This window comes from Jeotgalibacillus proteolyticus, from assembly GCF_050107735.1.
Taxonomy (GTDB): Bacteria; Bacillota; Bacilli; order Bacillales; family Jeotgalibacillaceae; genus Jeotgalibacillus; species Jeotgalibacillus proteolyticus_A.
In genome coordinates, this window is record NZ_JBNILO010000013.1 from 17546 (window position 1) to 38814 (window position 21269).

Annotated in this window: 19 protein-coding genes; 5 read left to right on the top strand and 14 right to left on the bottom strand. The window is 37.4% G+C overall.

Annotated elements, in window-relative coordinates; all coding sequences use genetic code 11:
- Window positions 1–122: 122 nt before the first annotated feature.
- The 4 genes from ACQCT8_RS16605 to ACQCT8_RS16620 all read right to left on the bottom strand — a co-directional run bounded on the left by ACQCT8_RS16605 (window position 123) and on the right by ACQCT8_RS16620 (window position 3979).
- Window positions 123–272, bottom strand: a complete 150-nt coding sequence (locus tag ACQCT8_RS16605) for a DUF3934 family protein (RefSeq protein WP_426872959.1) — start codon at window positions 270–272, stop codon at window positions 123–125.
- A gap of 169 nt (window positions 273–441) precedes the next feature.
- Window positions 442–1470, bottom strand: coding sequence for a serine hydrolase domain-containing protein (locus ACQCT8_RS16610; RefSeq protein ID WP_426872961.1), 1029 nt, complete (start codon window positions 1468–1470; stop codon window positions 442–444).
- 31 nt (window positions 1471–1501) lie between these two features.
- Complete coding sequence (locus ACQCT8_RS16615; RefSeq protein WP_426872963.1) at window positions 1502–2965, bottom strand: PAS domain-containing protein; 1464 nt, start codon at window positions 2963–2965, stop codon at window positions 1502–1504.
- 228 nt (window positions 2966–3193) lie between these two features.
- Complete coding sequence (locus ACQCT8_RS16620; RefSeq protein ID WP_426872965.1) at window positions 3194–3979, bottom strand: SDR family oxidoreductase; 786 nt, start codon at window positions 3977–3979, stop codon at window positions 3194–3196.
- Between the two features lie 171 nt (window positions 3980–4150).
- Between ACQCT8_RS16620 and ACQCT8_RS16625 the strand changes: the two genes are divergently transcribed.
- Entirely contained in the window at window positions 4151–4573 is a 423-nt protein-coding gene (locus ACQCT8_RS16625) for a hypothetical protein (RefSeq protein WP_426872968.1), read from the top strand.
- A gap of 135 nt (window positions 4574–4708) precedes the next feature.
- Window positions 4709–6019 carry a cytochrome P450 gene (locus ACQCT8_RS16630; protein ID WP_426872970.1) on the top strand — a complete coding sequence of 437 codons (1311 nt, stop codon included), beginning with the start codon at window positions 4709–4711 and terminating at the stop codon, window positions 6017–6019.
- 149 nt (window positions 6020–6168) lie between these two features.
- Here the strand turns inward: ACQCT8_RS16630 and ACQCT8_RS16635 are convergent, their stop codons facing one another.
- The 9 genes from ACQCT8_RS16635 to ACQCT8_RS16675 all read right to left on the bottom strand — a co-directional run bounded on the left by ACQCT8_RS16635 (window position 6169) and on the right by ACQCT8_RS16675 (window position 16572).
- Window positions 6169–6672 (bottom strand): DUF1456 family protein, encoded by a 504-nt coding sequence (locus tag ACQCT8_RS16635; RefSeq protein ID WP_426872972.1) that lies wholly within the window; start codon window positions 6670–6672, stop codon window positions 6169–6171.
- 118 nt (window positions 6673–6790) lie between these two features.
- Window positions 6791–7201, bottom strand: coding sequence for an NUDIX hydrolase (locus ACQCT8_RS16640; RefSeq protein ID WP_426872974.1), 411 nt, complete (start codon window positions 7199–7201; stop codon window positions 6791–6793).
- A 389-nt stretch (window positions 7202–7590) separates the two neighbouring features.
- Entirely contained in the window at window positions 7591–8370 is a 780-nt protein-coding gene (locus tag ACQCT8_RS16645; RefSeq protein ID WP_426872976.1) for a hypothetical protein, read from the bottom strand.
- A gap of 1027 nt (window positions 8371–9397) precedes the next feature.
- Window positions 9398–10354 (bottom strand): calcium/sodium antiporter, encoded by a 957-nt coding sequence (locus ACQCT8_RS16650; RefSeq protein ID WP_426872978.1) that lies wholly within the window; start codon window positions 10352–10354, stop codon window positions 9398–9400.
- 449 nt (window positions 10355–10803) lie between these two features.
- Window positions 10804–11523 (bottom strand): YesL family protein, encoded by a 720-nt coding sequence (locus ACQCT8_RS16655; RefSeq protein WP_426872980.1) that lies wholly within the window; start codon window positions 11521–11523, stop codon window positions 10804–10806.
- Between the two features lie 152 nt (window positions 11524–11675).
- The gene (locus ACQCT8_RS16660) at window positions 11676–13289 is read right to left on the bottom strand and encodes an extracellular solute-binding protein (RefSeq protein ID WP_426872982.1); all 1614 of its coding nucleotides are present in this window, start codon (window positions 13287–13289) and stop codon (window positions 11676–11678) included.
- 146 nt (window positions 13290–13435) lie between these two features.
- Window positions 13436–14308, bottom strand: a complete 873-nt coding sequence (locus ACQCT8_RS16665; RefSeq protein ID WP_426872984.1) for a carbohydrate ABC transporter permease — start codon at window positions 14306–14308, stop codon at window positions 13436–13438.
- A 12-nt stretch (window positions 14309–14320) separates the two neighbouring features.
- Window positions 14321–15235, bottom strand: coding sequence for an ABC transporter permease (locus tag ACQCT8_RS16670; protein WP_278242339.1), 915 nt, complete (start codon window positions 15233–15235; stop codon window positions 14321–14323).
- 644 nt (window positions 15236–15879) lie between these two features.
- A complete protein-coding gene (locus tag ACQCT8_RS16675; RefSeq protein WP_426872986.1) occupies window positions 15880–16572 on the bottom strand; it encodes a GntR family transcriptional regulator in 693 nt (230 codons plus the stop codon).
- A gap of 120 nt (window positions 16573–16692) precedes the next feature.
- Here ACQCT8_RS16675 and ACQCT8_RS16680 point away from each other — a divergent pair, with 120 nt between their 5' ends.
- Window positions 16693–17556, top strand: coding sequence for a hypothetical protein (locus ACQCT8_RS16680; protein ID WP_426872988.1), 864 nt, complete (start codon window positions 16693–16695; stop codon window positions 17554–17556).
- A 623-nt stretch (window positions 17557–18179) separates the two neighbouring features.
- On the opposite strand, the gene ACQCT8_RS16685 is transcribed toward ACQCT8_RS16680, so the two are convergent.
- On the bottom strand, window positions 18180–18950 hold the full coding sequence (locus tag ACQCT8_RS16685; RefSeq protein WP_426872990.1) for a hypothetical protein: 771 nt from the start codon (window positions 18948–18950) through the stop codon (window positions 18180–18182).
- A gap of 591 nt (window positions 18951–19541) precedes the next feature.
- Between ACQCT8_RS16685 and kwaA the strand changes: the two genes are divergently transcribed.
- A complete protein-coding gene (kwaA, locus tag ACQCT8_RS16690; RefSeq protein ID WP_426872992.1) occupies window positions 19542–20135 on the top strand; it encodes an anti-phage protein KwaA in 594 nt (197 codons plus the stop codon).
- Window positions 20132–21094: an anti-phage protein KwaB gene (gene kwaB, locus ACQCT8_RS16695; RefSeq protein ID WP_426872994.1), complete on the top strand. Its 963-nt coding sequence runs from the start codon at window positions 20132–20134 to the stop codon at window positions 21092–21094. Before kwaA ends, kwaB begins: the two co-directional genes overlap by 4 nt.
- The last annotated feature ends 175 nt before the right edge of the window (window positions 21095–21269 follow it).

Sequence of the window (21269 nt, forward strand, 5' to 3'; positions counted from 1 at the left end):
TTGTGGGTTATAGAGTATAAGAGCCTCTTATTAAAATATGAAAAAGCACAGCCGTTTTAATTAAGCGGCTATGCTTTTATATTTATATGATGGAATTCCTATCCCGGCATGTATTGATATAACTATTCTTCAGTCTGGTTTTGCTGGCTTTTAGTGCCTTTACTTTTGTAAGGTTTAAAGCTTTTCGCTCTTTTTGCCCCAGCCTGCCAGCGATTCCAGCCTTTCTTTCCAGTCCCGCTGCCCGTTCCGCTCTTTTTCTTTGGTTTACTCATCTTCTCACCCTAGTTAAATTGTTATTCTATATGATTACATTGAATTATTGCATGAATATAATCCTTTTCGAAATCAATTGCGAAATCGAAGTCCTTTCATTAGGATAACACAGAAACGGCATCGTTTGGAAGAGGATGAGTTACACACTGCGAAGAGCGAAATGAGGTTTTACCAGCGCTTTTTTATAAAATCGTTATCTATCGCATTCATAACATCCATGGGACCGCGCTCTTTATTCGAAGGAATCACCAGCTTAAGATTATATTCAGGGTAACCGGATGAACAAAAACTGACACCCGGGTCGTAGCCCATCACTTGATACTTGAAGATAGCATCCTCATTTTTAATTATCCAGACCCCATATCCATAATTCACTTGTTCTTTCACATGGACGTGCGTATGCAGAAGTGTTTGAGTCTGCTCTTCACTCAGCAGCTCGAACTTGAGCAATGCTTCCCAAAGCTTTATCATATCAGGTCCAGTTGTATAAGCTCCCCCATCCGGTCCCCCTTTCACAGGAATGGAGTAACTATTTGTTCTCCACGTACCGTTTTCATGGTCTATGTACCCTAAAGCTGTGTTTGCGGGCAGCTGATCCATTGAAAAATAGCCGGAAACATTCATCCTGAATACCTTTAATTCAATATATTCAGTGAAACGAAGACCTGAATACTGTTCGATGATTAATCCTAATACAAGATAACCGGCATTATTATAATGAAATCGATCACCTGGAGGAAACATCATCTTTTTGTTTTGAAAAAGGGGTAAAAAATCTTTTATTGTTTTCATTCGATAGACAGGAAGATCTTGCCACAGGTGCTCATAATCCTTCATCACTGCTTCATCAAAGTAATCTGGTATTCCGGATGTATGAGTGAGCAGGTGATGAATCGTGATCTTTTCATCAAAAGCAGGAAAAGGAATATTCAGGCATTCTTTAATTGGAGTTTCAAAAGAAAAATATCCTTCTTCAACCAGCTGGCAGATGCCTATAGCTGTAAACAGTTTACAGCCAGACGCGATACCAAAACGCGTATGAACGGTATTTAAACGTTGATCTGATCGGTTTGCGTAATCATAGGGTGCTTGAGCAATAATTTCATCCCCCTGCTTCATATAAACAACGCCAGAAAACTCAACCTGGCTTCTGCTGTCTTCAATTATTCTAGTTAACACATCCTTTTTTCCAGGCACAACGTTTCCTCCTTTGCTTACCTGCAACAGCCTAGTCAGGATAGGGCAGTGATATACGAATGATCGTCCCTTCATCTTCCTTGCTGTCAATCACGATGGAGCCGTGATGATTTTTTATGATCGTAAAACATACCATCATGCCAAGCCCATTTCCAGTTTCCTTTGTAGAAAAAAAAGGGTCCCCTATCTTTTCAATAATTTCCTTTGGAATTCCCGTCCCTTCATCTTTTACAGTAATTTCAACGATGTCATTTTTTACTTCAACCGTTATGTGAATATTGCCTCCATTTGGCATCGCTTCAATCGCATTCTTTAAAATATTTAAAAATACTTGCTTCATTTGATTTTCTTCACATTCCACTTCTATGTCTTCATTGCGCACATCAAGCAGGATGGACACATTATGTAAGTTCATTTCAGATACCAAAAAGGTGCGTACTCTTTCTATAATGGGGATAAGCGGCTTCATTTTCAGCTCGATTGCCTGGGGTTTTGCAAGTACCATGAATTCTCCTACAATAAAATTGATTCTCTCTACTTCCTCAAGAAGCAGCTTTAAGTATAGTTGCTTTTTGTAATCGGTTTCTGCTTCGATCAAAAATGCTGTAAAGCCTTTTAATGTGGTCAGGGGATTTCGTATTTCATGAGCAACTCCTGCTGCAAGCTCACCGATTGCTGAGAGTTTTTCGCTTCTGAGTAATAAGTCCTCCGCTTTTTTCTGCTCAGTAATATCATTGCGTATGGCCACATATTTGTAAGGCTTTCCCTTCTCATTTAAGAAAGGAACAATGGTCGTATACACCCAGTAATAGCTGCCATCCTTTGCTTTGTTCTTAATCTCGCCTCTCCAGATCTTCCCCTCGCCGATCGTTCTCCAAAGATTTTTGAAGAAACCTTGAGCATGGTAGGAAGAGTTTAAGATACGGTGATCCTGCCCGATTAATTCTTCGCGCTCATATTTTGAAATTGCGCAAAACGTATCATTCACATAGGTAATGATCCCTTTATTGTCTGTCATGGCAACAATGGACGACTCATCTAACGCATGTTTAATATCGGATAGTTCTTTATTCGATGTATCCAGTTTCATTAATGTACTTTTCAGCGTATCTTCAGTTTGTTTTCGCTTCGTAATATCTGCACGGATAGTCACGTATTGATATGGCTTTCCTTCTTCATCTAAGAAAGGAACAATCGTAGTGTCCGTCCAGTAATAGGTGCCATCTTTCGCTTTGTTTTTTATTTCGCCCTTCCAAATTTCGCCGGTTTGAATGGTTCTCCATAAGGAGGCGAAATATTCCTTCGGGTGATAGTTGGCATTTAAAATTCTATGATTTTTTGCGAGAATTTCATCCTGGGTAAATTTTGAAGTCTCACAGAACTTCTCATTTGCATAGATAATAGACCCATGAATATCCGATATATCAATAATCGTTGTTGCATCCAGGGCAATAATAATGTCAGCCAAACTTCTCAGAGAATTAATTGGTTTCAAGAGATTCCCTCCCCTCTTATACTATAGTATCATTTTTTATATATTTGCAAAAATTAAAATATTTAAGGAGGTTTTAAAGTTTTATTTATGATTCCTGATACATTTATCTTTACAGTTCTTCTTTACAGTATCATTTAACTAGAAAAACGTAATGGGTCATAGTGTTCATTCAACCAAAAAATACCTGCGTGATCGAAAACGATCATGCAGCTATTCGTACTAATTCTATTAAACTTCCATTTCCCAGCGTTCTTTTTCTGTTTTCTTCATTTGTTCTTTCGTTTGCTCAGGGTAAGCTGTACGGAACTTATGGTGATCCGCCGGAATAATTTCTATCATTTTTTGAATCATTTCCTCCGGATCAAATTGATCTTTTAGTCCTTCTTCCTGCTCTTCCATGTTTTCTACACTTGTATAATTTCTTTCTTTATCAAACCATTTCCATTTCTCCTCTGCACTGCGGTCATTAAAGCCGGTAGCATATGGACCAGGGTTAATGGTTGCCACCTGAACGCCGAACTCTTCCAGTTCTGCTTTCATGGTTTGGGCAATGCCTTCAACAGCATGCTTCGTCGCTGTGTACGGTCCAACATACGGCGTTGCCATAATTCCTGCCATTGAACTCATAAAGATAATCTTTCCATTTCCTTTATTAACAAATTTACGGGCTGCGAGCTGAGCCGTTTCCAATGTGGCAAAAACGTTCACTTCGAAAAGGGCACGCAATCGATCCATTGGCACTTCTCCTAGCGGCCCACCTTCATTAATGGCTGCATTTGCTACAAAAATATCAAAATCATAATGTTCAATTTGTGCAAGATCACGCTGATTGGTAATATCAAGCTTGAAAACTTCTATAGTTAAACCCTGCTGCTCCGCTTCACGCATCAGATCCGTTTTTTGAGCAGTCAATTCTGTTGTCGCAATGACCCGATGGCCATTTTTTGCAAGCCCGAGTGCTGCACCTCTTGCCAATCCTGTTCCTGCTCCTGTAATAAAGATGGTTTTACTCATTTTAAATTCCTCCCAAATAACTAGTACTCTCTTTCTTCCCGCCCCCATCGCAGCTAAACATTCATCAGCAGTCAGTCATTCATCCTGATAATGGTTATGTCTTTCCACATCCCTTTCTTCGATGCTATTCTTATAGCACCAACCTCTCTTATGAAAGGCAGTGAGAAGAACATGCTATATATATGGAACATACAGGAGATCATTAATACAACCTTGCAAAAACATAATCTGGACATCATGTGCGAATTTGATAATCAGTTATCTGCTCCGATGAGCTATAACGTTTCCACACGCACGATCAAATTTAACTACTTAAAAGTGAACGGCTATAAAGCAAAAGTAAACTACAAGCTAAGAGAATCAGATGAAAATCTGATAAAACTGCTCCTATATCATGAGATCGGATATTATCTGGACTTCAAAAAAAACAAACACGACGTCAGAACTCTCCTATATGGTGAAGATGATGAAAAGGAACAGCTCATGAACATTATTGAGAAAAATGCCTGGCATTATGGACGAACACTGGTCCCACATGACCTGCTAAATTCATACGACCGGCTCGAGGAGCTGGAACAATCCCTCCAATCTTAGGGCAGTCATCTGCAGAAAGTTTTATCCTGCCAAATTTGTGATTTTCTCCTTTTTCATACACGTTTAAGGTTAATTGGCAGGGGTAGTAAATGAAGACAAGCTGCAATGAAGCAGACCTATGAAGGAGCTGAAGGAATGAAGGTTAAAACACCGATCCCGCGAGCGAAAGGCATTGATAACTCTCTTTCGTTAATTAAGGAAGGATTTCATTTTCTGCCGAACCAACGCAAGGAAGTAGAATCTGACATATCCAAAACCCGTATATTAGGTCAAAAAGCCATCTGTATTGCCGGTGAAGAGGCCGCAGAGATTTTTTATGATAATGATTTATTCAAGCGCAAAGGCGCCATGCCAAAACCACTAAAGCTGTCGCTATTTGGTGAGGGAAGTCTGCATGGTCTTGACGGCGAACCTCATAAAAACAGGAAGCGGATGTTTTTATCGATGTTTACACCTGAACGAGTGGAAGATTTAAAGGACCTCGCCCTTCAGCATCTCGATGCAAAATCAACTCAGTGGCAATCACAGGATGAGGTCATTGTTTTTGATCAAATGCAGGAAATTCTAACAAGAGCGGGCTGTGAATGGGCAGGCGTGCCGCTTGGTGAAGCAGAAGTACAGCAGCGTACAGAAGAAATCGTGGCAATGGTCGATTCTTTCGGAGGCTCACTTTCCCGCTACCGTGACGGAAAAAAAGCAAGGGAAAGTCATGAAGAATGGCTTCAGAAAATTATCAAATCCGTTCGAAAGGGCAAATATGCTCCTCCTGAAAATACAGCCGTTTACATTATCGCACATCACCGCGATGACAAAGGAAAACAGTTTGACCTGCATACGGCAGCTGTTGAACTAAGCAATGCTTTTCGTCCATTAATTGCAACAGCTTATTTTCTAGTATTTGGAGTCGTAGCCATGCATGAACATCGAGAAACAAGAGCGAAGATTGCTGCCGACAAGGATCGTTACAGTCATATGTTTTCCCAGGAAGTCCGGCGCTATTATCCTTTTGTACCCGCGATGGCGGCGAAGGTAAAGAAGGATTTTACCTGGCATGATTTTACATTTAAAAAGGACACATTAGTTATCTTGGATATATTCGGCACAAACCGTCATCCCCACAGCTGGGAACAGGCAGATAGCTTTCTTCCCGAACGGTTCAAAAACTGGCAGGGCAGTCCCTTTGCCTTTATTCCCCAAGGAGGCGGAGACCACCATATCGGCCACCGTTGTGCAGGAGAATGGCTTACGGTCTATGTCATGCGTGCCTTTTTTACCTATTTTGCCCGGAATCTCAGCTATGACGTTCCTGAACAGGATTTATCCTACAGCATGGAACGGATGCCGACCTTCCCGAAAAGCGGGTTTGTCATCACGAACGTCAAAAAAACAGCCGATTCAGATGAGCTGCTTCATTCAATGCATAAAAGACACACAGCTATTCAGTAATAGATAAGAGGCATTGGTAAGACACTTTAGAGAATAAATTAGATAGGGCCTGAGACAAACGTGTCTCAGGCCCTTTGACGGTTCGCTTCGCTAAGCTCTTTTTTGCAGAACTAAGCGTTTCTGATTTGGATACTGCCCTTCTTTAATGCCTAATCTCTATAACGAAGCGACAGACCCTTTAAGAAATTCCTGGCGTAGCGGTCGCCGCATTCTTTATAGTTCCGCTGACCTTCTTTTCTTAATATCGCACTTAATTCCCCTTTTGTGATTCGAACTCCAGCTTCGTCGAGCACTTCTATCATGTCTTCACTTGTAAGAGATAATGCGATCTTCAGCTTTTTCAGCAGCACATTGTTGACACTTGCATGATTTTTAATGGAACGGTCCGGTTGAACCGGCTGTCCGGATTGATCTTTTTGCGGGCCTCTATTAAATGTGATAAAGCCATTTAAAAATGACTCCAGCATGTCATTTGTACACTCAATCCTGTTTTCATTTTCAATGGGCTCGTCTTCTGCCGGTGCTTTTGTTAATACTTTCCCCACTTCTTCTTTTGTGAGATTTACACCGCCGAGCTCAAAAATTTTCACCATATCCGTATTTTTTATATCGAGCGCATATCGAAGACGAATCAGTATATCATTGTTATCCAAATTAAAACCTTCTTTTCTCTAGTATTTATGTGTGCATTACGCCATTTTACTCTTTATATTCTTTCACAACCCGAGGATTTTTTAAACTGTTATTTCAAACCGTTACATGTGCTGCCCTCTATTTTGCTGCATCCGACAAATAATGAGACAGGATTTGTAATACAGCTTCTTCCGGGCGTATATCCAAGGTTGTTAGATCCTCAGTTGGAATCCAGATTGGCAGATAGGTCCCCCGATCACGTTGTGTGCCGGTAAATTCCTTTCCCTCTCCTTTACCAAAAGTTCCTCCAGTAATCTCTGCTGAATAATAGCTTTGAGTTCCATTCCATTCAATTTCTGCTATACACTTTTTAACCTCAACCGTTACACCTAATTCTTCAAGCGCTTCTCTTTTGGCAGCGATTTGAGGTGTTTCGCCCTCTTCAATTCCACCGCCAGGAAAAACGTAGTACACCTCTCCATCCCGAACTCGTTTAATGAGCGCTGTTTTGGAATTCTGAACTAGTATTACTGCTGCCCGGTTTCTCATAAAGGAAAACCACCATTCTGTTTTATATTTGAATTACCAATGAGTAATAAATTGGTATTTTAGTATTAAACATAATATAATAAACATAAATTTACAAATCGGAGTGAGAGCCTGATGAAAGACCTCGAAAAAGAATACCCTATATTAAAAAAAGATCGCCATTATAGACGAACAAAACGAAAAAATTTATCGAACTTACTGGATTTTATAAATGCAGTTTTTTCCATTATATTAAGAATTTTTATACGATGAATATTAATACGTTAATGGAGGGAAATGGCTTATAAGGGTTAAAAAGATGGCAACTATTTCTCTTGGGGTGTAAAGGTAAGAGGAAGGATAAGCGGTGAATGGACACTCGGGGGCTAATCATATAACTTTATTGACTTTTACGAGGCTTTCAGACGGTAGTGACTGCGCTCCAATTTCCTTACTTTATTCAGAATTAAATAAAGACCGTAAAACACAAAAACGACGGAAAGACCGACAAAAAGAAGAAGCAAAATGTAGATGGGGTTTAGTTGCATACCTAGAATCGTTGTTTTTTTACCTATATTATAGAGAAGCTCTAATGGTGTTCCACTTTGCGGAATGATTGTATAAAAATAATTTGATACGAAACCGGGCATCCATTTCATAAACAAGTTATTTACCACTATTGAAAGAAAGAACATACTCGTTACCATCCACATAGTTCTCCGCAATATTTTAAAATCTATGTGGATCATGCCATTCATATAGGCCCATAACACAACTGCTACAATAAGTGCATGCCCCCATATATACGCCATTCCCTGCCAGTTGAGAATGGTAGCATAGTTTGTCAGACTGTCAGCAAACACGATGCTTAAAAAAGCGGCGGGAAGATTAAAACAAAAAGCAGTCGAAAATAAAACCTTGCTTTTCAATAAAAATGCAAAAAATAAAAAGAAATTAGCCAAGTGACAAATCTGCAGAGGAATCATTTCAGGATTGATTTGATTTAACTTAAAATAGATTTCGATGTTGCGTCCTATTAGAAGGGCAATGCCAATTAGAGACAAGTACATACCAATCACCCGCAGCGTTTTCTCATCAAACCTTTTAAAAAGAAAGTAAAACCCGATAACAAGTACAAATGGACTGATGATAAATAAGCAGTGAAATGGACTCCACATTTGAAATGTCATAAACGCACGCACACCTGCCTTCAGGATTGTAAAAAATACGCTCTTATTTTCATCGTGAAGAATGACCCCAGTTCATCTTTTCTCCCTCTAAAAAAGGAGAAGTGATACAGCTGCATTTGTCATGTTTTTTTCCATTTTAATTATAGCAACTGGCAAAAACGATATTCTATGTTATTTTTGTAAAACTTTTTCTGAAGCAACTCCAAACGTTACTTTATAGTATGTTTTTTCCTAAACACTTATGATTTGCTTTGAGATTATTTGACCAGCCTCGAAGGAGATCGTCAGTACCAATCAGCTTGCACTCAAAAAGGCAGCGCCCTTTAAAAAAGAACACTGCCTTCTCAGGCTGTCTAGCCTGATGCTTTCTCACCAAGTTAGTTGACTATTAAAGCGGATTATTTAAATAGAATTGAATCAACATTGTTTGCAATCTGGGTGGGTTGGCCAATGATTGGAATGTTCCTTGGCGGCTGTTTTATGTCCAGCGTAGCAATTGTGAAAATGTATAGATTGACTACCATTAAAAACGTTAATGAAATGAAGAGTTTCCTTCACCTATCTGCGTCCATGTGTTCCTGTGCTCTCCTTTTTTTAGTGTAGTAGTGTTTACTTATAAAATATAGTTTAGACTGTTTTCTCCTCCTGTTCAGAATGAAAGAGGACGGTTCCGTGTCTCAGCCTCTTTGACCGGTTCGCTGCACTTCAGGTGGACGCTTTCCGCAGGGACGGCGCTGAGCCTTTCCTGCTGGAGTCGCCACCTTCCGCTCCGCTCACCTCTTACTAGTAATAATTATTGTCTCTTTCTATACTTTTTTTAGTTTTGTCCCAAACTCTGAATTCGCAGATATGCCCTTTACCAATTTGGCAAAGATCTTGCAAGCAATATATGTGTTGCAGTTACGCCGGTGATTGGACTATCAAGCTCATTAAAAACGTTAGTTGTAATTCATAACTAATACTAATTATAATATGTTTAACTTTTTTATTATCTACTTTTACCTGTTATCGATCTAAATCCGAAGCGTTAATTTCTGATAATAATATAGATCATATACAGAATATAGAAAACAGCAAGAATACTTCCCTCTACTTTCCCAATTTTAAAATTGGTTCTTGAGAAAACAAGCAGTACAATCGTGAGGATAAGCATGACAAAGACGTCCACAAATATTTTACTATCAACTGCGAGCGGGGAAATGACGGAAGCTGCTCCAAGTACAAAGAAGATATTAAAAATATTGCTTCCTACAATATTTCCAAGTGCAATTTCACTTTCCTTTTTAATCGCAGCTGTCACCGAAGTAATTAGCTCGGGTAGTGAAGTGCCAATTGCGATGATGGTCAACCCAACCAGCGTTTCACTCATACCAAGTGAAATAGCAATTTCAGTCGCTCCATTTACGACTAAATCTCCACCAAATATGATGGCAGCAAGACCTGCGATCGTAAACAAGATATTCTTTCCCCATGAAGGCGCTTCTGCATTTACAGGGCCCCCTGCAGTTTTTTTGCGATCCCTTCTTGCCACTTCAAATATGTAGTACAAAAACACTGCAAAAAACACTAATAAAATTAACCCGTCGCTTCTAGTAATAAAATTTCCGCTCACTGATTGCAAAAATGCATCACTTATTAAAATCAGCAAAGCCACACCCGCTAATAAGGTGAACGGTATTTCCTTTCTGATTGTTTCATTTTCCACTTTTAATGGAAATAAAAACGCCGTCAGACCGACAACAAACGTAATATTAAAGATATTACTTCCGATCACATTCCCAATGGCTACACCTGCATTCCCTTCAAATGCAGCAACCATACTAACCGTTGCTTCAGGTGAACTCGTTCCGAATGCGACAATTGTTAATCCCACCAGCAGAGGGGAAACCCGCAAAGCAGTCGCAATGCTTGAAGCACCTTTAACAAAGTAATCCGCCCCTTTAATTAAAAGCACAAAGCCAATCAGCAGCAATAAATAAGTCAAATCAATCTCCTCCTAAAAAAGTCTGTGACTAAAAAAACGAAGCGTTAGAGTTAAAGTATTTCTCTGAATTCAAAATTTACTGGTTATTGTGTATAACCTATTTTGAAAAAGAAAAAACCTTCACCGCAAACGGCAAAGGTTTTCTATAAACTAAACCTTTACCATAACAGTAAAGGTCTTGCTAACAATGTTTATTGCCAGCATAGCCGAGAGTAAGAACCTCTGTAATGACGACTGTGCTGTAAAAGCTACTCCCCTTTAGGAATGCTATTTAATTACTTTGATCATAATGGCTGATGCTTGTACTTGTCAATCTTTTCTTTTTTTAGCTTACTCTGCAAATCCATTCAGGAATCGACTGCAATTATCTACAAAGTCGTTTGTACGAATAAAGTGGTTTTGAATTCATGTTGACCCACATCTCCCTTTTATAAGCTTTACCTCCGAACCTATTTAGCGATTCTAATTTTCACATCCCCAGCTCTTTCCTCTTTAACAAAGTTTTCCTTTATGTCTTCCATAACGGTTTTGCTGTTCATCACCATAAAATAACAGACAAGAGAGGCTAAGAATAAAAGAATAAAATCGGATACGATATTCATCAAAAAAACCGTTAGGATCACCAGCCCGATATTCCCGGTTGTCGCTTTTATCTTCTTAAAGCTGTAATAGATTGATAATCTGTATACATCCCTTACCCGAAACGTAAATTGGGCAGTAATGGAGAAAACATAGATTGAGAAGGTCCCGATCAAAAGTAAGGCAACCAGAAAAATCCCTGCAAGAATTTGATTAAAGGTGGAGGGCTGTGCGTAGAAATACTGTAAATCAACTATCAGAATAAAAACGACAAGAAGAATAGGCAGCCACACCTTTAATGTATCCCTAAAATTATCTTTGTAGCTCTTAAAATAGTCCTTTGTTGGTTCAATTTCCTTTTCATGTACCAGTTTACCCAGGGTGAAAAACAGAGCAGTGATCGCTGGTCCTGTCGGGATTAAAGCAAGAAAGTATAAAATAATATTTGAAAAGCTCGGAATAAGTGTGATAAAAAAGAACAAAAAAACAAGATTACTCAAAATAAAATAGACATTTAAAAGCGCTAACCAATACACATGATTTGTTACGACTGAAAAGAGACCCTGTCCAAATTCCTTTCCATTTTCCACGATCATCCCATCCCTTGCATTCAATTAATCATTTTAAAAATGATAGGTTGATTTTATCATTAAAGAAGAATATATGCGTTTACAAAAAAAGGAGATGCACCTGCCATAGTGTAGATCACGTACGGCAGGCATCCCTCCATTTTTCTTAAAAATTAATTTTGATTCGCATACACTTCATTTGCTTGATCAACGAATTTCTGCAGACCCTTTGATTCTAATTCAGCTACATAATCATCCCACTCGGATAAGTCACGTGATCCCAGAATGAATTGAAGCGTGTTTTGTTTAACATGGTCAATCAGCGGAGTGCTCATCAGGGTTGATTGCTCAAGCTCCATTGCATTGTATTTAATTGGAGGGTCGGGCATAATCGTTTCTTTTGTTTCGTGCATAATGTTTTGGAACTCAATTTCTTCTTCATTCATCATCGAGTGAAGCAATTCTGTTGAGCCGCCATACGAGAAGTTTCCTCCTGAGAATCCAAAATCCGTGTTTAATGCCTTCGATCCGTCTGGATTCAATCCTACATAATTTACATCTTCAGCTAATGTTCTTTTGCCGCTTTCGTCCTTGGTGTACGTTACATCTTCTACACCCCATTTAGTAAATTCTTTTGCCTCAGGACTGTAGAACAACCAGTCAAGGAATTGAATCATCGCTTTAAAATTCGGATCTTCTTTTGCTTTAGATGAAATCATGACACCATTTTCAAGCTTGGATCCGCCCATAACGTGACCGATCGGACCACCCGGTAAAGGGATCTTTTTAATTTCAAAATTCTCTTCTCCCAATGTTTCGTTCATATCTGTACGATAGTCAACGACGGTTTGAGAGTTTGTATTAATGACAAACGAATCTCCGTTAATGAGCTTCTGCTGTGCTTGTTCATCTTCTTGCGTGAAGCTTTCTTTATCAAGCAGTCCTTTTTCCACGAGCCCGTTAAAATACGTGACCAGCTCTTTGTGTTCATCTGATGCTGGTGCAAAATAAAAATTATCTGCATCGCCATCATATTTTAACCCATTGCCAAGTCCCCAGCCTGCTCGAGTACCAAACGTTGTTGCAGCAATATTAAGGGTACTGTCAAACATAAAGCGGTCAGAGAATGGAGTTGAATCCGGATATGCCTTTTTCATTTCCTCCAGCACAACCTCCAGTTCCTCCCAAGTTTCTGGAACTTCAAGGTTCAATTCTTCTAAAATATCGTAGCGCATAGCTAATGTATAATCCGGCCATACGTTTTCATGCATACCTGGCAAAACGTAATACTTGCCATCTTCCTGTCTCAGACCTTCTAAATATGGCGTGATATCATATTCTTCCACTGCCGCTTGGAAGTGCGGCATCATATCAACGTAATCACTGATTGGCAGAATAGCACCTGATGATACAAAGGCAGACTCTTCTCCAGGATAGGTTTTAGGAATAATGTATGGAGCGTCCCCGCTGCTGATCAGCAAGCTTCTTTTCTCTGCATAATCACTCATTGGAACAATGGTCATGTCTAATGATACATTCGTTCTTTTTTCGATTTCTTCCATTAAAAGCCAATCTTCTTTAAATGGATAGTTTGGATGATCACTGAATAGCATTGAAAATTCAACTGGCTCTTCAGCTTTAAACTGATCGCCGACACTGTAATCTGCCATTGACGATGTATCTTCTCCATCCGCCCCTGCTTCTTCTGAATCACTGCACGCAGCTAACCCCATACTAACCAACAGAACAGAATTGAACATTAGAAACCTTTTCAAGCTTTCTCCCACTTTTCATTCCCCCTGATTTTTAAAAGTTTAACTAAAGCCTAAAAGTAGTAAAACCACCCCTTCCAACTAACATGCAGCACTCACATTTCTCATAACTCATTCATTCTTTTCTGAAAAGCTGCTTCAACACGTCCAAATTCGGAACACTATCCTTTAACAGATCCAAGCATAACGCCCGAGACAAAGTACTTTTGGATGTAAGGATAGACACATAAAATAGGCAGAACGGTCAACACCATGGTGACTGATTTTATATTGGATGAAATCTGGGTCAGATTATCTGCACTCGTTGCGCCTGACGACAACGTCCCCTCCGCCCCTTTAATCAGGTTTCTAAGATAAATGGAGACCGGGAATAATTCTTTATCACTGAAATACAGAAAAGCCGGGAACCAAGAGTTCCAATGTGTTACAGCATAAAATAGCATCATCGTGGCGAGGATTGGTTTTGATAGAGGCAGCACAATTTTAATTAATGTGTTATATGTACTTGATCCATCCACAATTGCGGCTTCTTCAAGCTCTTCTGGTATATTTTCAAAAAATGTTTTCATAATCAGCATATTAAATACACTGATCGCTGTAGGAATAACAATCGCCCAAATGGTATTGCCAAATCCAAGCTTTTGAATAAGTACGTAGTTCGGAATTAACCCTCCGCTAAAGAACATGGTAAAGACTGCAAACATCGTCCAAAAACGTCTTCCTTTGAGGCGTTTTTTTGACAGAGGATAAGCGATCATCGTGGAAAGCACTAAGGAAATAATCGTACCTACAACGGTATAGAGAACCGTATTTTTATAGTTGACCCAGAACATACTGTCTGACATCACGACCTCATACGTTTCGATATTGAATCCTTGAGGAAGCAGCGTCACATTTCCAGCATTGATATTTGCCTCTGAGCTAAAGGACTGAGCAACGATGTTCACAAAAGGGTAGAGCGTGACATATACGATAAGAAGCAAAATAATCACATTAAATACTTTAAATACTTTATACTGTGCGGATTCCTTCATTGTGCAGCCCCCTTACCACAAACTGTTGTCTGTAATTTTTCTTGAGATAAAATTAGCGCCAAAGACTAAGGTCAGTCCGATTATCGCTTCAAACAATCCTATCGCTGTACCGTAGCTGAAGCTTGCTGATTCGATCCCGATCCTGTAAACATACGTCGCAATAACATCTGCTGTTTCATAGTTCAACGGATTATACAGCAATAAAATTTTCTCGAATCCTACTTGCAGGAAATTTCCGATATTTAATATTAATAGAACAACGATGGTAGGAAGAATGCCGGGAATTGTTACATGGATGGTTTGCTGCCATCGGTTTGCACCATCAATCCATGCTGCTTCATATAATTCATTATTAATTCCAGTCAGTGCTGCAAGGTAAAGAATTGCTCCCCAGCCCAAGCCCTGCCATAAGTCAGAGGAAATAAAGATCGTTCTAAACCATTCAGGCATCTGTATAAAGCTGTACCTTTCTCCTGTGAAAAATTCGACAATGTTGTTAATCGTCCCGTTCACAGCCACTAATTCTAAAACCATCCCCGCTACGACAACGATTGAAAAGAAATGCGGCAGGTACGACGTCGTTTGAACGAACCGTTTAAATCCCTTTCTCTTAACCTCGTTTAATAACAAAGCAAAAATAATAGGTGCTGGAAATGTAATGATTAACAAAAGAAAAGCGAGAATAAGAGTATTTTGCAGCACATGATAAAAGGTTGGGTCTGCTAAAAACATTTTAAAATAATACAGACCTACCCATTCTTCTCCGACAATGCTGCCTCCGGGAATAAACCGTCTGAAGGCAATGATATTGCCAAACATAGGTCCATATTTAAATATCACTAGGTAAATTACTGGTAAAAGCAGCAGTGAGTATAGCTGCCAGTCTTTTTTAATGGTTTTCATCGTTCCCTTCCATCTTGCATCCATCGTGGAGAGCTGAGTTTTACTTTTTGTATGTGTTGTATTTTTTGCTAACTCTTGCATTCGGAGTCCCCTTTCATCGTCCAAATTGATAATCTATCTAACTTGTATGTATATCAAAGGAAAAAGATTGCTGATCACACTGATTGCCCTTTAGTTTCAACGGTCATGATGGATCATCTTGTCCAATTATTTCCTCCTTTCAGTAACTATCAGTAAGCGCTTACATATAAGTGATAATAATAGGACCCTTTTAGAGATCCAAGCCGCTGTCTCACTTAGACATTTTTACATCAAATAGTGTGTTAAATCGACTTTCTTCCTCTTGGATTAAACTGAATTTTCAAACTGGTATGTTAGTATGTTACCCTTGAAAAAGAGAAAAGTCAACAGCTTTTAGAATATTATGTTAAATAAAAATCGCCCCTTTTTTAAGCTGTAAAGTGATAGATTTCCAACAGAAAAAGAGCTTGGGACAAAAGTGTCTCAAGCTCTTTGACCGGTTCGCTTCGCTTTAGGTGGCGCTTTCACACGGGCAGCGCTGAACCTTTGCAGGGTCTAGCAACTGTCATCTCGTGCTAGAGCCTCTCCTTCCGCTCAGCTCACCTCATACTGTTGAAAAGTACTGTCTTCAGTATAGTAAGTATTAGTCACTTAAAATATTCAGGATGCCGGACTTTTAGCTCTTCTTTTTCATAAGTGACAAGATCTAAATGGGCGCTCATTTCCTCAACCGCTAGTTGTACATCTTTATTGCTAATATAGGTAAATATTGTTTTATGCTGGCTGACAACTCCATTCCAATCAGGATTTGATGCCAGCCGCAGGACACGCAGCCTGTCAAAATGACTGTTCATTTGCCGAATCATTTTCCATGTTCTCATCTTCTTACAGCCTTCAAACATGATTCGATGAAACTCCTCGTCCAACTCAAACAACCGGTGAAGTGACCGTTTCTCCAAACAAAGCTCCTGTAAAGCAATATTGCTTTCCATTTGAAATAATTTATCCACGTCATATGTTAAACAAAATTCTTCTACAATGGCTTTTTCAATTTTTTGACGGACAAAGCGGCCTTCTTCCACCAGATTTAAATCTATATGCGAAACAATCGTCCCGCTTTGAGGAACAATACTAAGCAGTTCTTCTTCTGCAAGTTTTAAGAACGCTTCCCTCACAGGAGTACGGCTGATCTCTAGCTGCTTTGCTATTTCGTTCTCTGAAATTTTTGCCCCTGGTTTTAATTCCCAATTAATGATTTGCTCTTTTATAATTTTATATACATAATCCCGTGTTGAACCATTTATTCTTTTCGTCTCAATACTCGTATTCTCCTTTCCCAATCAATCATCAATATTTACTTTCAATTATACTAGTATATTAGTTATACTTGAAGTAGATTTTAAAAAGCAACCTTATTCCATTCTATTTGCAGATGGCGGAACGGAGATGAGATGGAAGGTATGGAAATTAATGAAGCCTACAAAATATTTGACAGCTCAGAGGATTCGACGGATGAAGAAATAGAAAGACAATACTTTATGTGGCTCAAAAAAGAAAAAGCCAGTCGAAATAATCCTGATGCCAACGATCAAATTGATTTAGAAAGTATAAATCTTGCTTATGAAACCATAAAAAAACATAGAGAACACGGTACTTTAACACCAGATGATTCAAAAACATTTCGCGCTAAAGTCGAGCACTTCTTCACATACTATAAGCTCCATACATTTGGCATATTAATTATGATCATTGTGAGCGTGGCTGCTTTTCAAACCATATTGGATCAGCGTCAGGAACAGGCAGAGCTCAATTCACTTCCCAAAGAGAATGTCTCTATTATGTTTTATGGGTCTTATTTTAAACCAGACCTTGCAGCCAGTGAAAAGGATGAAAACAGGATCGTTGAAAATATCTTAACTGCATTTCCAGAGTGGGAGCGCATTACCACAACGTTAAATTATTCACCTCATAAACTGACTGATGGAAGTGACATTGGAATCCAGCAAAAAAGCGCAGCTATTTTAGCTTTAGAAAAACCGGATTTGTATATTATGGATCATGAGTATTTTAAACTTCACGCCCCGAGCGGTATGTTTCTCCCCCTAAATGAACTTGAGTCAGGGTTTGAAACACCACATCTTCTTCACTATGCACATGCGGGTGAAGATAATAAGGAGCAGCTTTACGGGATAGAACTTACGAATGAATCACTATTTGATGGTGTTCCAGTAAGCAGCCAAACGCGAAAAATCGCAGCCATTCGAAAAGATTCGGTTAACAAGGAGAACGCTATGGCGTTTATGAAAGAGTTTTCGGGTCAGTAACTGTGTTTTTAAAAGACGCTGCGTTAAAAAAACGCAGCAAAACCCCAGCCTGAATAATCTTACGCAAGACTGGAGCTTCGGCCTATGCAAGCAGTTTACTTCGTTCATTTCATTTGATTTTTCATTTAAGTCCAAGACTATTCTTTTAGCGTTATTTGAGCTACGCACTCCACGTGACTGGAGTGTATGTGGCAACACACTGGATGTTGGTGGGTTTATCAACACTTCCAGTGAAGAAAACCTTTCTTTAAGGGCGCTTTAAATGATTGTAAACAATAAGGTTCCTACAATGGAGAAACTTATTAAAAAGGAATTTCTTTGAAACGCAAGGAAGCGAAATATCATTTACCTCAGTGAGATTATTGATGTTAAAAAGCCCTATTCATCAAAAGTTGACAAGACTTTCGAATTTATGCAATTACAAATTCTCCGACGCAGCTTCACTAATGTGTAGAGTGTAATTGACAACCCAATGATATGTTGGTGGGATATCAATATTCTATAGGTCTGTCTCTTAATAAAACATCCTTATTATAAAACAATTCCCTTAGTTATGGTTGTTTTCAATTATCGAGATATCTCTTAATTAAGTGTAATGTCTTATCTAATTCTGATATGGTCTGTTAATTTAGGGAAATGATAAATGTATTTTTACATTGCGGGCATTGGATATGGGAACTTCGTTGTAGTTCAAGTCTATCCGCAACAATGACGTAACCACAAACAGGACATTTTCCATTTACATTATTCGGGTGATCAAAAATCAAAGTTCCACCTTCACCAAAACCCACAGAGTTCCCTGTAACTTGGATGTTTCCTTGTTGAGTTATTCCATTCATACCGACAGCACCTGTAGAACCTTTGAAATGAGTCCCTTGTAAAAAATTTGATGACTGATTAGTAGCACGTAAATGAGTCCGCTGTGAGTTAATTTGAACGTTTTGTAAGCGATTATGACTGTTATCATTTGCTGAAACTGATGTAAAGTTTGCATTAATAATCTGATCAATTATAGTTTGTGTACTCCAATTTTCTGTCTCAACAATAAATTCAGAAGGTAATTCTTGATGTGCTTGTTCAATTATTAAATTGATTTTTTCATCTAATGCTGATACAGCTGAAACGGTAGCAGCCATTAATTGAATTTTTTCTAAATCATTTTGTATTGTAGAAATACGAGTATTAGATTGGTAGATACTGTCTCTTAGTTCAGTAATTAATAAATTTAAATTGTGGTTTGCAGCTAACTTATTAACAATTTGTGCAGCTTGCTGGTATCCAGGAACAGGAATTAATGTTGCTAAAAAAGTAAAATAATCTAAATCCTCAATAACTTGTTGATTATTTGTTAATGTTTTTAAATAGGATTTAACTTGGTTAATTTTTTTTATCATAATGTTGATCTCCCTCAAAATTTTATATTTTCCTTTGTTAATATACCAACTAAATATATGCCAAAGTATTGTTTTATAAACCGATTAACACAACTTTCACAATAGAAAGTACTTGAGTCGAACCAAGAATTCAATCTCGATAGAAAAGCTCATTTAAAGCATTGAATTACTCAACTCTTGTTATTCTTTTTTTCTACTCATCCATCTATCTTATCCCCTTGAATTTTTATATTATACAATCCTTGTTACCCTTGATGAAAAAAGCTCTTCCAGCAAAGCATTATCATTTTTAAAATCTTTAATGATCTTGGTTCGAATGCTTTAAATTCATTTCCACAAACTAACATTTTGTTAGCTGTAACAATAATGAAATCTCCTAAGTCCCGCTTTCCATAAAAGTAAAGAAAAATATGTATCAAATCATTAATAATTTACTAGTCAATAGGTTTATTCATCATTGTAATTACTACTCTAATTTCGATGGATTATATAAATACGGTAAAAGTATTTATTTCCTTTAAATCCATAATACTCTTATTAAGTTATAAAATCACAAAAAATTTGTTATAATTAAATTAAAAGAAGAATACGGTGATAGATTTGTTAAAAAACAATTGGGACAAGATAGAACTCTATATAATTTCCCTTTGGCTACTTTTTTTATTAATTTTTATTGTTACCATAAATATACCTATTTGCTTAAATGGGAATTGTAATTTTTTAGGATTAAAAAACTTATTTATTTTAAACGTAATTCCTTTATTTGCTCTTTTTTTCTTAGTGCTTGGAGTTATTTGTTTTTTTAGATTTAAGTTTAAAATTTCTGGTAGTGAGCAAACTCCTATTGTTATAACCAATATAGAAAATAAGAATTACGAACATTTAACATTTCTATCAACTTATATAATTCCTTTGATAGCTTTTGATTTAAGTAAGCTGAAATATTTGGTAGTACTAGTTATTTTACTTATTGCGATCGGAGCGATTTATTTAAAAACTCATTTGTTCTATTCGAACCCAACATTAGCAATTCTCGGTTATCGAATATACAAAGTTGATGCAATATTTAGAACAGAAAATCGAACTAATATAATTTTAATTTCTAGAGAAGACCTTTTGGCTAATCAAAAAGTTAGTTACAGAAAAATTGATGAAAATATATATTATGTGAGGACAATCCAATGAATAAACAAGAGTTAGTAGACAACATTAAAGTTTTTATTGATCATAATACAGAATTGATTTCAGAAATATTTTTTATATTAAAGAGTGATGCTGGAGATATTATAAAACGAGCAGACATTGAGGGTTCTGCACAAACAAGCTTGAAAGATGAGTTTATTAAAAATCTAAATACTAGAATCTTAAGTAATGAAGAGCTTAGCTTTCTGCCTATTACTAATTATGATGAAAGAAAAAACGTACTATTCAAATATGATTTAGGGGAAATACCAAAAGGGCTTAACATCTTAAATGATATAAACAATAAGGAAGACTTCCCTTTATTTTCATTTAATAATGACCGATTGGAGGATGTTACTGGAATAGTAATATTAAATCATCTAAATGGAAACACCTTAATATCTTATAAACGAAATTTTCCTATCAATTTGTATAAAAGAGATAGTCGTGGAGTCCCTTTAATAAAATGGGGAAATGAAACTAGATTTAAAGAAATGTCGGAAGATATAATAAGAATTTATCCTGATTTTGATTTTTTTCAATTAAACGATGAATTATATATTAGAAATTTAAATATATTAGAGAAATATTTCAATTTTCACGATATAATAAAAATCACTGCTGAAAAAGCGGTAGATAAGATTGAAAAAGCAAATTTGATTGATGAAAATGAATCCATTAGAGAAATGATACAAGATCTTACTTATGCTCGTAAACTTGCAAAAATAGAATCTAGCTCTCCTGTGCTTAATAATGTTTCAACTGAGACAATAATTAAATTTGTGGACAGTTTCCCTACTTTAAAGGGTAAATTTGAGTATAATGATGATAAAACCAGAATAAAGTTAAAAACAAAGAATTCAAAAAAGTTATTTTTAAAACTATTGAATGATGACTACCTTCAATCACAATTAACAGAACTTCACTATGAAAGTTTGGCTAAAGAAACAATGTTCGTATAAATATAGTGATAGAGACTAAACTTTTCCTATTGAAACTAAATTTAGCAGAACCAATGAACTCAAAATTATCCGTTAAAAAGAACTTTGAATGATTAGTTTGGAATATAACACTAAGTTTTTAAATATTTCTTCGACTTCCAATTTATCTTCAATATGTTTTCGATTAAAACTTTTT

Bases quoted from the DNA above. Each gene is read 5' to 3' on its own strand.
- ACQCT8_RS16605 (WP_426872959.1), bottom strand. From the start codon at position 272: ATGAGTAAACCAAAGAAAAAGAGCGGAACGGGCAGCGGGACTGGAAAG.
- ACQCT8_RS16640 (WP_426872974.1), bottom strand. From the start codon at position 7,201: ATGAGAAACCGGGCAGCAGTAATACTAGTTCAGAATTCCAAAACAGCG.
- ACQCT8_RS16665 (WP_426872984.1), bottom strand. From the start codon at position 14,308: ATGAAGGAATCCGCACAGTATAAAGTATTTAAAGTATTTAATGTGATT.
- ACQCT8_RS16625 (WP_426872968.1), top strand. From the start codon at position 4,151: ATGCTATATATATGGAACATACAGGAGATCATTAATACAACCTTGCAA.
- kwaB (WP_426872994.1), top strand. From the start codon at position 20,132: ATGAATAAACAAGAGTTAGTAGACAACATTAAAGTTTTTATTGATCAT.
- ACQCT8_RS16620 (WP_426872965.1), bottom strand. From the start codon at position 3,979: ATGAGTAAAACCATCTTTATTACAGGAGCAGGAACAGGATTGGCAAGA.
- ACQCT8_RS16670 (WP_278242339.1), bottom strand. From the start codon at position 15,235: ATGGATGCAAGATGGAAGGGAACGATGAAAACCATTAAAAAAGACTGG.
- ACQCT8_RS16645 (WP_426872976.1), bottom strand. From the start codon at position 8,370: ATGACATTTCAAATGTGGAGTCCATTTCACTGCTTATTTATCATCAGT.
- ACQCT8_RS16685 (WP_426872990.1), bottom strand. From the start codon at position 18,950: ATGATAAAAAAAATTAACCAAGTTAAATCCTATTTAAAAACATTAACA.
- ACQCT8_RS16630 (WP_426872970.1), top strand. From the start codon at position 4,709: ATGAAGGTTAAAACACCGATCCCGCGAGCGAAAGGCATTGATAACTCT.
- ACQCT8_RS16680 (WP_426872988.1), top strand. From the start codon at position 16,693: ATGGAAATTAATGAAGCCTACAAAATATTTGACAGCTCAGAGGATTCG.